This is a genomic window from Acinetobacter sp. NIPH1876 (assembly GCF_022808535.1).
In the GTDB taxonomy this organism is placed as follows: domain Bacteria; phylum Pseudomonadota; class Gammaproteobacteria; order Pseudomonadales; family Moraxellaceae; genus Acinetobacter; species Acinetobacter higginsii.
Map to the genome: position 1 here is coordinate 198,306 of NZ_JALGBR010000006.1, position 13,208 is coordinate 211,513.

The window sequence follows — 13,208 nt, forward strand, 5'->3', positions numbered from 1 at the left end:
AAAATGCAACTAGTCTGATTCAACTGTTCCGAGAATGCGATGTCACTCGATAAAACTTCCGTAGATGAACCTTGCCCTGTTGCACGTTGTGTTGATGTGATTGGAGATCGTTGGTCATTGCTGATTATTCGAGATGTGATGGATGGGATACATCGCTTTGGTGACCTACAACGTAGTCTGAGTGTTGCGCGTAATATTTTGTCCAACAGACTGCATAAATTAATTGATGCTGAAATTCTAGAAATGCGAGCCGCGTCTGATGGCACAGCCTATCAAGAATATATTTTGACGGATAAAGGAAAACAACTGTTCCCGATCGTGGTTGCATTACGTCAATGGGGTGAACAATATCTATTTGGGAAAAATGAAGCGCATTCTGTCCTGATTGAAAAATCCACCCAAAAACCTGTGCCTTTAATGACACTCAGCTCAAGTAAAGGACATATCTTAGACGCGGATACAACAGAAGTATTAAAAGTGAATCTATAGCCTATAAAATATACGTTAAAAATTTATGCTTTCTTTACGCAGAATTTACGATCATTTTATTATTTATCAATCAATTAAAACCTAATATACATCACATCAAATTTAACTCATATGCTGAGGATGTTATGAAAGGTTTTCATTGTGTGCTGGTTTTAACAACTGTTTTAGCTTCAAACGATGCGTTAGCATCAGATCAGCCCGCAACATCGAATTTCGTGCTGAGTGGGAATGTCGCTTTAGCCAGTGAATATCGCTGGCGTGGTCAAACTCAAACCCAAAATGATGCAGCCTTGCAAGGTAATTTTCTTTTAAGCCATTCCTCTGGATTCTATGCCGCGGCTTTTGCTTCAAATGTCGATTTTGGTAATGAAGCACACTTAGAACTCGATCCTTTTATTGGCTATACCACTCCAATCAGCTTAGGGAAATTCCAACCTACTCTTGATCTCGGTATGCTGCGTTATCATTATGTCGGTAAAAGTGATTTAAATTATAATGAGTATTATCTCAAACTAATCATCAATAATGCTTTGAAAGATAATGATAGCTTTAGCCCAAGTGTGAGCTATACCCCGCAATATGGAGGCAAAGCCACTCGCCAAAGCGTCGGTGAAAATGTCGAAAATTGGTATTTTAATCTTTTATATACCACTCCCATTGCCGAAACCAGCTTTGGTGCAGTTGCAAGCTTAGGCTATTCCAAAGCCAACCAAGCCATTTATGGTGGAGAAGCAAAAGATCATTTCTTCGATTGGAAAATTGGCGCAAATTATAACTATAAACCGATGAACTTAAGTGCGGAACTGGCTGCGATTGGAACCGACCTAGATCACACAGGTTATCTCGATAGCAATAAAAAAGGTGTTAAAACCGCCGCCGTGTTTAGCCTGACCAAGTCCTTTTAGAATAAAATTAAGCGAAGTACAGCAAGCATCAACCAATATGCAGACTTGCTGTATGACATCGCATTTTTATCGACTGATTTATTAACTAGATTTACGCTGAAAACCTTGTTGCTCCAATAATTGAGCCCGAGTTTCATAATCTACCACTTCAAGTATCTGATGTAATAACCACATATAGCCAAAAGGATCTTTAAACATCGCATTTTTGATGCCCATTTTAGGCATATCTTGTACCGCCTGAATCACCGCGGCACCCGCATCAACTGCTTGCTGCAATGTTTTCTCGATATCAGTGACGGTAATATTAAACCAAATCGGGATATAGCTTTCTTGGGTAGGTGCCAGCAATTGGAAATCTGGGTTTTCATCCAGCAAATGAAAATGAACCCCATGAATACTCATAATCATACTATTTTGTCCAACGACAAAATCACCAACTTCAATTCTTTCAACCTCAAAAACCTGCTCATAAAATGCCAATGCAGTTATGCTATCTTTCACGATAAAATCTATTTCTGTTCTTTGCATTTGATGTGTTCCCTATGTTTTATTCATTCTAAGGTGCGGATTTTCTGAGCACTGTCTATACTTTGTAATACACATCAATTTGTAGTCATAAAAAAACCAAGCGAAACTCAACCTCGCTTGGCTTTCAGATTCATTGAAAATGATTATTCAATAATTAAATCTTTGGCAGGAATACCATCGCCATAGACAGGTTTTAAAGTCTTTTCATAAGCTTGATGGATCACGCCTTGTTTGGCTAATTTCTCTAGATCTTGATTTAACCAATCCAATAACTCTTTATTGCCCTTCTGTACCGCTGGTGCAATCAAATCCTGCTCCCCTAGATTGGTGATACCCACGGTATAATTTGGATTTTCTTTTGCCCAAGCTAAGACTAAAAGATTGTCATGCGCCAACGCTGCACCACGACCATCTTTTAAGGCATCAAACGTTTCAGTATTTTGCTCATATTTTTGCAACTTAATTTCTGGATGTTGCTTGCTAAAGAATGAATCCGCTGTCGTACCCTTATTCACCAATAAGGTTTGGTCCTTTAATTGGGCAATATCAGTAATTGGTTTATTTTTTGGAGACACCACACCTAAGGCGACTTTTAAATAGGGTTTCGCAAAATCCACCACTTGTTCACGTTCAGGCGTCACTGTGAAATTAGCAAAAATAATATCGACTTTATTGGCTTTCAGATATTCCACTCGATTGGCCGCTTCTGTCAGTACAAACTGGACTTTATTTTCATCACCCAATAAATCTTTGGCCACATGTTTGGCAATTTCCACATCAAAGCCCTGATTTTTACCTTGCGCATCCAGATAACCAAACGGCGGCTTATCACTAAACACACCAATACGTACCACCCCATTTTTCTTGATCTGCTCGATACTGGAGACTTGCGTTGAGGACTCCGCCGATTTCTCTGCTGACTGTGGATTTTTATTACACGCCGTCAGTCCTAAACTGAATATAGAAGCCAGCAGTAATTTTTGAATATTTGACAATGTTATTGTTTGCATACGTTCACCTTTTTTAGTGTTTTAAAAATCTGTTATTGCTTGGTGCTATCAACATCTAAAAAGATATTGGGGTTGCTAAGGCGACATCAAAGCCTTGATTTTTTCCTGCACTATCGACATATCCAAAAGGTGGATTGTCGACAAATGCACCAACTCGCAAGACACCATTTTTCCGAACCTGTTCCAGTGAAGTATCTTGTGCCGTAGCTTTGGGCTCTGAGGAAGCGGGTTGATTACAGCCCGTCAACACAGCTGTCATCAATACGCAAGTGATGCCCAGACCAAACATTTTTGTTTTTGAAGAATGGGTATATTGCCCAATTGCTAAATTCAATCTCATAAAGTCCTCATTTTAATAATTCAAAATATTTAAAAAGGTTCTCGCACGTTCCGTCTGCGGATGCTGAAAAAATGCTTCTGGCGAGCTTTGCTCAATGATCTTGCCCTGATCCATGAAAATAATGCGATCCGCTACTTTACGCGCAAAACCCATTTCATGAGTCACAATCAACATGGTCATGCCTTCCTGTGCCAGTTTCAGCACCACATCTAGGACTTCCCGCACCATTTCAGGATCTAAAGCTGCTGTAATTTCATCCAGTAAAATCACTTTCGGTTTCATCACCAAAGCTCGGACGATGGCAATCCGCTGCTTCTGACCACCCGATAAATTGGAGGGGTAATCATATTTACGATCCAGTAAACCTACCCGCTGCAACAATTGATCTGCCAGTTGTTCTACTTCTGCACGTTGGCGTTTTTGTGCTTTTAGCGGACCCAGCAGAATATTGTCGATCACATTCATATGCTTGAATAATTCATAGTTCTGGAACACCATCCCGACCTGTTGGCGTACGTTATCCCACGGCAAGTCCTGCCCCAATACACCCACATCTTTCAGGTGAATTTCACCTTCTTGAATGGGTTCCAATCCGTTGATACAGCGCAACAAGGTACTTTTTCCACAGCCCGATGGTCCCAAAATCACCACCACTTCGCCTTGTTGTACGTCTAAATCAATGCCATGCAAAATATGACTTTGTTTATAAAACTTATGTAAATGCTGTATTGATAACAAAGTCATGCGTTCTCCCACACTTTTTCTAAATGCGCTGCTAAAAGCGATAATGGATAACAAATCAGGAAATAAAGAATAAAGATGAAACCGTAAATCCACAGCGATGCACTGGGTACCGTCAATAATGAGTTCTCAATAATCTGCTGCCCCACTTTCAGAACTTCCACCATCCCGATCAGTACAGCTAATGAACTGGTTTTAATCATGCGGGTAAACAGATTTAATGCACCAGGTGTTACCCGTTTTAAACTTTGTGGGAAAATCACATAAGTTAAAGCTTGGATATGATTCAAGCCCATGGCATAGGCAGAATCCCGTTGATGCTGATCAATCGAGGTGATCGAGGCGCGAACCAGATCACCCATTTCCGCAGTTCCCCATAAGGTAAATACAAAAATACAAACCCAAAACGATGACAACTGCCAGTTAAACCATGTCGCAAAACCAAAATAGAAAACAAACAATAAGACGAGGATTGGCACAATTCGTATAGTCTCGAGATAGAAACGGCACAGGATTTTGACCAACACATTTTTTGAGGTCATGATCACCCCAAAAATTGTCCCGAAAATGGCAGATAAAAATACGGACAGAAATGCAATTTCGATGGTTTGCAATAAGCCATACAGTAAACGTTCGATATGGCTCGGTTGAAATAAATACTCAAGTCCCATGGCTCACCTTCCGACTACGGTATTCCAAGTAACTCGTTAAAGCTGATACAGGTAACAAGATAATCAGATAGGCCATGATTAATAGGAATAAAGCCTCTGTGGTTTTGTAATCCATCCCAATCAAGTCTTTAGTCACAAACAGGAGTTCCACCACTGCAATTGCACTCAAGATGGAACTTTCTTTAATCAGAAATAAGCAGTTCGCACCAATCGCTGGAATAGACAGCGACAATGCCTGTGGAAACACCACATATTGAAAGACTTGAACGGCGTTTAAACCCACACTTCGAGCAGAATCAATTTGTCCTTGTGCAACTGACTGTAAGCCTGCACGAAAGGCTTCTGCCATGTAGCTGCCCCCGAGAAAAGTCAGACCAATCACACCACATGTAAAACCATCCAGTTTGATGCCAATCTTGGGTAAACCGTAGTAAAGGAAAAATAGCTGAATGAGCAAGGGTGTATTGCGGGAAACCTCGATATAGACTTTGACAATTTTATTCAGTACTCGAACTTGATAAGTGCTAATCACACTACAGATCAGCCCTAATAAAATGGATAACATGATACCGATAGAGGAGATTTTTAAGGTCATGAATGTGGCCGCATAGAACTGCGGCAGCACACTCTGTATATACTGCCAATCCAAAGAAAACATCCGAATGTAAAATTGATTCTTTTGATAAATACATTGTTGTTATTTATCTTTGGATGAGTCTATGCTGATTGAAATTTCACATGAAATATTATTATTTGCTAAGCTTTGCTGAAATTTGGATGATAAATGTCTACTTTATTTTATCGAAACAGAAACTCAAGTAATTAAGCTCTTATTTTATCAAGAGCTTAATACTTAAAATCATATAAAATATAAGTAATTATTTAACCTGAAACGAACTAAAAATTGGATCAGAGATTTGTCTAGATCCACTCAAATCGTTACACCAATAATCCATAAAAGTTAGTTTAACAAAGTAACTATCGAAGATAATTAATTTAATTGCTATACGAAATAAATTGGAATCCTGTTGGTCTGTTTGATCTAAATAGATCTCTGAATACTCATCAAAATGTACAATCTTACTTTCTACTGTCACCCATTTTGATACCGCTTGCGGATAGCTTTCAATCAACTCTTGAATACTAGATTCAGCATACTCTTGACGAGTTTCTTTACCTTGGTCAGGCCTATCCCATGCACCAATAAACAACTCTTTTTCAATAGGTGAGTCATAATACTCTGGCTGATAAAAAAATCTAATTTCTTCAACTGTTCCAGTTGATAAGTCGGCTTTTTCTTCAGGATAAGCTTGTACAAACCATTCCGGTGATAAAGCAACCTTCCACATATCTGTGTCAATGAGTCTAGATTGATTTAATTTTTTAGGTTCATTTTGAATATCATCACTTTCAACATGTTGCACTGAATTTTCAAGTGTAAAATGCGGTATATTAAAGACTTTAGTTCTGTATTCTACTTTTGGAATACGAATTAGATCATTTTCAGATCTCCCTGAAAAAAACCATAACGTATTACCAGATCTGTATCCTTTATCTGGCGTATAAAATACATAGTTATTTAAAAAACTCTTAACTTCTTCACGCTTAATTCTAACTTCTTCAGTTTTTTCTACAACATCACTAATACTTTCTGTTAATTGTATGAAAATTAATTCATCTGATAATTTTTCAACTTTAAAGGCAGGTACATCTAATAATAGATTCTCCCCCCACAAATCAATATATGGCTTGCCAAAGACAACTCCCCAGTACATATCAGGTAACCAATTACATAATTGATCCGTCGTTGGCTCTACTCCACCAATATGTGGATTAGCAAGATTCCAACTATCATTAACCTCTATATCAATAATAGCTAAGTCAGCATTAAACTCTAGGCAAACTTTTTTTACATATTCAATTAGCTTGTTTTGATCAGTTTGCTGTAACTCACTGTGAATTACTTCATTAGCATGCATATTACTATGCATAGGAACACTAAAAGCCCCCCAAGCTTTGGTTCTCTTAGTTCTAGACCAATACAGGCTACCAGCCTGCCCACCACGATCATCAGGAATTAATGTCTCAATGATGTCTGGAGAGAATTTAATTTTAAACGGTTCCCAAAAACCACATTTTTCAGGAATTAATTCGGGATAATTTTCACATCTAAACTTTATACGCCGAAAGAAATTCTGAGGATCGGCTAAGTTCTGATGAGCATAAATATTTGTACGTATTGGAGCGCTAATTTTCATATCAGTAGAGTTCCTAAATTTAGCTAAAATCTTTTAATATTTTCAGAGCTTTCGTATTCTGATCAAATGTATAAATAGTTCCTTTAGACTCTCTAATCGTTTGCTCAATAGTACTAGAATATTTTGTATCTGGATTAATCACTAATTTCACAGGCTTTTTAGTCGCAGCATAGCCTCTAAATTGTTTTGTATCAGTAATATACTTTAAATTTTTGAACTCAACTAATGTACCGCCATCCCCAAAAGCATCTGGAATAATATTGATCTGTCCATCTCTTTCTGTTTTAACAGTAATCATTTGTCGATCAGTATTACGTTGTATTCCTAACTTACTAGCAGCGCTCGTTTCAAACTCCTTACCATTCAATCTATTGCGTGTAATAACATCAACTTTATTTTGGTAAACTGTTTGAACAAAGGAACGATCTGTTTTTAATTTATCTAGTTCAGTCTTTGCAAGTTTCAGTGAATCTCCCTTACCAGGTTTTAAGTCGGTTCCAACGATTAAGTCTATTGCCGCTAAAGCACGATCAAATGATGAGGTACCTCTACCAAATACTGCTAATAAATCATCTGCAATGCCTATAAGCTCATCTGCACTCTGTTTCTTTAGAGATGCCACAATATCATCTTTTGTAACTTGTTTTCCTGCTTTTCTTAATGCATTAAACTCATCCAAAGTCTTAACTAAAACTTTACCAGTCGTGGTCGCTAATTTAACTAAAGAGTTATTCTGAATTGCAGTATCAGCACTATTAGCAGCAGTATTTACATCATAACCAGCATATGCTGCCACAGTGCCTGAAACCAATTTACCTATATTTCGGATTTTTAGTTTTTCTGCATCTGTATATTCTATGCCATTAGCTGGATCAGGCATTAATCCTGCAACGATTTCTCCTACACCAGCCCCAATAGCCCCTGCTTCACAGCTCGCTTTCGTTGCAGCTGCGGCTGCACAGCCAGCAGCAGCATGAGCAACTTTATGAAGAACATATTCAAATGTATTAGGATCAACTTTATCTAAACTATTACCAATTTGACTCGCTAATTCACCTTGTAATGCACCTGCCAATCCAGCTAATAAAGCTTTTTCGAGATTATCCTGTAGATTTCCACCATTAATCGCGGTCTGTACTAAAGTTGAACCGACTGAATTCGCAAAGTTGTTCATTAAACGATCAGGAAAATAAGTACTATCAGGCTTGAGATTTAAAGCTGTACTTACTTGGCTCAGCAAACCTGCTGTTACAATGCTTGTCGCTAAACCTCTTACTGATTCTTTACTACCAAGCTCATTTAAAGTCTTAGTAATATCCCCACCATTATTAATCAGGCTTACACTCGCTTGTGTCGCTAAAGTCGTAATTGCTGCCTGACTCATTGCAACTGCAGATCCACCCAAGGTTGATGCTGTACCGCCTAAAGCACCTACTGCTGTAGCACCAGCACCAGCGGTTACTGCTACCACAATAATAGCAATAATAGCAGCCCCAGCACCTGTTAAACCTTGCTGTTTATAATTCCAACTCTCTTGTGCGAGTTTTACTGCTTCCCAATTCACATCTTTTCGGGCAATGAGATCTTTCAGATATTCATTACCAGGCTGGTTAGAAAGTTTGATCACTTCTGCACGAACATCATTATTCTGACCAGAAACCATTGGCACTTGTACAGTTAATCCACCATTTGCGATAAATGTAGGTGCAACTGGACCATTAAAACTTGGTAATTTTGCTGTTTCAGTGATTGATCCCTTGTCTTGCATTGATTGCCAAACAACTGAGTTACTCTCATTTTTAGTTAACTCAGAGATTGTTTTTTTTGCTACCAACAAAGAAAGAGTTCCACCAGCTTCAATCTTTGCCCAGCGTAAATATTCAAACTCTGTACCTTCTAACCGAGTATCAAAGCCTGATTTTGTACCAATATAATCTGCCTTTAGTACGGCAGGAATTTCACTTATTTGAGTTCGGGATGTATTTGTCTTAGAACTATTATATTTGATACCTGCAAAAGAGGATTTTTTTGTCACATCAGTATTACTTTTGGATAATTCCTCTGTTGTATAAAAGTTTAAATTTCCTCCAGATCGTATAGAAACGAAACCACCTTCAGCAATAAACTTACCTGAATAAATATCAATATTATTCAGAGGATTTTTCTCTTTACTCTCGATAGAAATATTTTTTGCTTGTATCTCTACGGAAGCTACATTAGTAGATTCATTTTCTCGTTTTGTTGTAATATATTTTTTCTTAAGGCCTCCCCATGACTTTCTCTTTTCAGTCTGCGTGGAGCGATCATAACTTTGCTCTATAGCTGCATCAAATAAAATATTTTTATTTGATTCTATTTTCACATCACCTTGTGCTGAAATCACTCCTACTGCTTGCAATACTAAATTATCCTTTACAGTATTACCTAGTGTTCGAATATTAATGCCCTTTGTTCCATTAACAATAGTAGGATTTAAAATTGTCCGCATACTATAATTTGTATCGTTCACTCCACCTTTGTCATAAAAATCAACTGTCCCATCCATGATGATACTGGCATTCATGGTTTGAGGCTGGCCTCCTTTTTTAACAGTATTTGACGTATATGATTCAGCTAAACTCTCTCTAGCTTCAACATCAATCATTCCATTCGAAGCTAAAATATTTGATCCGCTAACAGAAATACCTTTAGATGAAATCAAACCAATATTGCCATTTACACTTGATATTTTTGAACCAACATGTTCATAACCATTGATATTCGTTTTATAAAAATTTATATCTGATTGTAAGGTCTCTAAATATTCTTGATCATATTTAGGAAAAAAAACATATGAAGCAGCAAACCTTGTACTTGGTTTTGCTTCATATAAAATATTATGAAAAATTGGTTGGGTTAATCCAAATATAAGTAGGCTAGGATTAGGTTTGACTGGGTATTTATTAATAAAACCATCATATGCCTTATTATATGCAGTATAAAGATTTGTATCATAACCACCCTTCACATAATCCTCATAAAGTTTAACCATATTACTATAGTCATCTAAGAACTGTTGACCTTTTAAAAGTTCCAATTCTGTTAGTACCCTTTTTTGTGTATTTGTGAGATCTATATTTTTCTCTGTTTTAGTTTTATTTACGAGATTATTTTTTATTCCATCAACAATCAAATCTCCATTAGTCGCCAAAATAGATATATCTTTATACGCAGTTAATTGAGAGCCTTGTAGCTCTACTTTCTTCCCTTCAAGACTTATCCCACCAGTAGCTGTATTGAGCTTAACAACCTGTTCTGAACCATTACCTTGTGTGCCACCTATCCCAACTAAGGTTAGATCTCCACCTTTAGCACGAAGATCAATATCACCATAAGCATTTAAGGTAATATTGGTTGGCGTAATGGTAAGATTTCCAGTTCCTGTCTGTATCCCAATATCACCATTAAACTGCGCTAGATCTGCATTGTTCTTTAATATCGCACTATCAACCGCCGTCAGCGTATATTTATCTCTCCAATCCAAACTTGTGCCCGCTTCAATGTTGACGGCACCACCCTTTAAATTGGTCCGTTGATGCGCTTGTAAACCTTTACTCTTTAAAGACAGTAAACCACCAGCAGTCATATTGACTGTGCTTGCTGCTGCCCAACTGGTTTGACCATTGGCATCAATATCACTATTTAAATAAATATTCTTATCTGAACTCACCGCAGTATGCGCGCCTGAATTGCTATTCACAGCCCAGAGTCTGACGTTGTCTCCACCATGCAACTCAATATTCCGACCACTTTTTAATTCACCGCCATAGATACGACTCAGGCCTTTTGCATCAACCACAAGATCATTAGTGGCATTGGCATTCAACCATTGTAGTTCTACATTGCCAGTCGCTGACTTAAACGAAATATCTTTTGCCTTTAAGTCCGACCATAAATAGGTAGTTTTAGGGATAAAAGTCCCATCAGCATTCTTAACCTGCTTCACATCTCCAGCACGGTATAAGTTAAGATTCTTATCGGCAATCAAATTAATATTTCCGGCCGTAGACTGAATATCTCCTGCATAGAGATAAAGTGCCCCTTGGTTGGTTGAGCCAATATTAATATCTTGGCCTGCTGTGATTTTTGATTTCTGATTGGTCTGATCCAGTGCAGTGGTTCCCTCTACCGCACTATTAATTTTAGTGATATTTAAACGTACATCTTTATCTGCAAGTAATGACACTTTGCCTTTATTTGCCAATGCAGTCAGGCTGGTTGTGGTGAGGTTGCCCCCTAAAGAAGATACATTAATATTGCCTGATGATGCCCATAGACTGGTATTGTCTTGTAAATTAACGTCCTTTTGCGCTGTAATATTTAAGTTTCCAGCCGTAGATAGCTTAATATTCTTGGTTTTAACATTGGTCCCCTCAATATCAATCCCACGTAAACCTTTTACCTCAACATTGGCACCCGTCAATCCCGTTGCCAAAGAAATATCTCCACCTGCTGCAATGCCCAATTTGCCTTTAATCGGCTGTAACATTTGCTTGTTCTGGTTAAGGTTTAGATTCTGTTGTGCAGTGAACACCACATCTTGCACACGGGTACTGCTTTGTCCTGATGCAATTGGCAAGCTTAAATCTGTGAGGTTTAATAAACCTGACGATTGAATCGCTAATTTTGTTTTTGCATCAAGTACGGCATTAGTGACATTGATTGCAGCATTGGCAATATCGGTTCCAACACTATTGATATAAATCCCAGTATCTCTACTGTATAAATTTGAATCTTTCAGATCTAATTGATTTGTTGAACTGATTGCAAGATCATTACGACTAGTAATCAATCCATCAGTTACTTTAATCTTTCGACCAGCACTCAGATAGACACCACCATTACTGCCAATATTGTTCTGAATCCCACTTGCTTGTTTACCCGTTAGACTAATATCGCCGCCTGCATTGATGTAAACATCTTGACCATCACCATGTTGTTTGATGACAGCACCTGTTCCTACGACCGTACCTTTGGCATTTAAAGACACAATGTTCTTTGAAGTCGTATTAGTGACACCTGTATAACTATCTTGTTGTAAATATAAGTGACGTCCAGCATCCACAAATAAGGCATTTGAACTTTGGATTTTACCCTGATTGACAATGTCACCATGTCCATCCGCTCGATTGCTCTGAACAGACATCAAGCCGTTAGTGGCATCTGTGGTTTGAATTAATCCTGTTGCAGTATTGGTGATTTTACCATTGCTGTTAAGAACTAAATTATTTTTGGCTTTAATCATGCCTGCATTATTGACCCCTATACCAGCTTCATTGGCATACAAATAAATACTATTGGCATAAAGCCCGCCTAACTGCGCAACATCAATCGCAACGGTTGGTACAGTTCCTGTGCCTGTAGTCGCAGCAAATTCTCCTGTATCAGCCGCAATGGTATTTGCCCCAGTAACAGCAGTAATGGTCGTAGCATTCACTGGTGCATTAATCGCAATTGAACGGCCTAACAGTTCTAATGCAACGGGATTATTGGCATTGCCACCGAGTCCACGATTATTGGCATCAGGATTAATCGTGATTGCACCTTGTTTTACCGTATGCTGTTTGATCGAACCATCACTGTTATACCCAAGCACACCGGTTGATAGCGTGACTTGATTGGCATTGATAAATCCACCACCATTTACAGTAATGCCTGTTGGGTTAGCAATCACTACATTTGCTCGTGATCCTAAGACTTCAAGATTACCCTGCAATAAACTTGGGTTGCTTGAAACCACTTCATTGACAATCGTGGTCGCAGCCCCTTTGGCTAAATTCGGGTTCGCTGCAATTGATGTTTTGGTAATTTGGCTGGTTGCTGCGCCGCGTGAGTTATTTAGGATCACACCATTTTGATTCACATCAAACTGGGTATAGCTATTACGTGATACCCCTGATGCAGAGGGTGCTGTAATCCAGACATTGGCTGCATTACCTTCCTTGAGCACGGTCACTTTATGCGCAGCAGCTGCATTATTATTGACGACGACATTGGCATAAATCGGACTAATCGCCATCAAGGCTGAAAGCGCCAGTACCAATTGTTTTAAGGTTCGTTGTCCAACTGCCGCAATGCCTGAGTCTGTCACATTATTATTGTGGATTGAAGCTTTAATGCGTGGAGAGGTATCGCCCTGATGGGATTTTGCCAATTCAGATACTGCGACATACGTCCCAAGTTTGGCATTAAATTTAGTGCGGTAAAATTGCTTATTCATCTTTATA

Annotated in this window: 9 protein-coding genes and 1 pseudogene; 2 read left to right on the top strand and 8 right to left on the bottom strand. The window is 38.4% G+C overall.

Annotation, left to right across the window (positions count from 1 at the left end; all coding sequences use genetic code 11):
• Positions 1–39: 39 nt before the first annotated feature.
• Together MN869_RS08245 and MN869_RS08250 are read left to right on the top strand one after the other, a co-directional pair.
• Positions 40–489, top strand: coding sequence for a helix-turn-helix domain-containing protein (locus tag MN869_RS08245; RefSeq protein ID WP_005202700.1), 450 nt, complete (start codon positions 40–42; stop codon positions 487–489).
• A gap of 125 nt (positions 490–614) precedes the next feature.
• The gene (locus tag MN869_RS08250) at positions 615–1,394 is read left to right on the top strand and encodes a TorF family putative porin (protein WP_005202698.1); all 780 of its coding nucleotides are present in this window, start codon (positions 615–617) and stop codon (positions 1,392–1,394) included.
• A gap of 81 nt (positions 1,395–1,475) precedes the next feature.
• On the opposite strand, the gene MN869_RS08255 is transcribed toward MN869_RS08250, so the two are convergent.
• The 8 genes and pseudogenes from MN869_RS08255 to MN869_RS08290 all read right to left on the bottom strand — a co-directional run bounded on the left by MN869_RS08255 (position 1,476) and on the right by MN869_RS08290 (position 13,201).
• Positions 1,476–1,922 (bottom strand): VOC family protein, encoded by a 447-nt coding sequence (locus tag MN869_RS08255; RefSeq protein WP_005202696.1) that lies wholly within the window; start codon positions 1,920–1,922, stop codon positions 1,476–1,478.
• Between the two features lie 143 nt (positions 1,923–2,065).
• Positions 2,066–2,932, bottom strand: a complete 867-nt coding sequence (locus MN869_RS08260; protein WP_005202694.1) for a cysteine ABC transporter substrate-binding protein — start codon at positions 2,930–2,932, stop codon at positions 2,066–2,068.
• Between the two features lie 58 nt (positions 2,933–2,990).
• Positions 2,991–3,221 (bottom strand): annotated as a pseudogene (locus MN869_RS08265) (glutamine-binding protein); the annotation flags it as partial.
• Between the two features lie 63 nt (positions 3,222–3,284).
• Positions 3,285–4,016: an amino acid ABC transporter ATP-binding protein gene (locus tag MN869_RS08270; protein WP_005202686.1), complete on the bottom strand. Its 732-nt coding sequence runs from the start codon at positions 4,014–4,016 to the stop codon at positions 3,285–3,287.
• On the bottom strand, positions 4,013–4,684 hold the full coding sequence (locus MN869_RS08275) for an amino acid ABC transporter permease (RefSeq protein ID WP_005202685.1): 672 nt from the start codon (positions 4,682–4,684) through the stop codon (positions 4,013–4,015). Before MN869_RS08275 ends, MN869_RS08270 begins: the two co-directional genes overlap by 4 nt.
• Positions 4,674–5,333: an amino acid ABC transporter permease gene (locus MN869_RS08280; RefSeq protein ID WP_243307026.1), complete on the bottom strand. Its 660-nt coding sequence runs from the start codon at positions 5,331–5,333 to the stop codon at positions 4,674–4,676. Before MN869_RS08280 ends, MN869_RS08275 begins: the two co-directional genes overlap by 11 nt.
• A gap of 229 nt (positions 5,334–5,562) precedes the next feature.
• Positions 5,563–6,942 carry a hypothetical protein gene (locus tag MN869_RS08285; protein WP_005202683.1) on the bottom strand — a complete coding sequence of 460 codons (1,380 nt, stop codon included), beginning with the start codon at positions 6,940–6,942 and terminating at the stop codon, positions 5,563–5,565.
• 19 nt (positions 6,943–6,961) lie between these two features.
• Positions 6,962–13,201: a DUF637 domain-containing protein gene (locus MN869_RS08290; protein WP_241345203.1), complete on the bottom strand. Its 6,240-nt coding sequence runs from the start codon at positions 13,199–13,201 to the stop codon at positions 6,962–6,964.
• Positions 13,202–13,208: the final 7 nt, after the last annotated feature.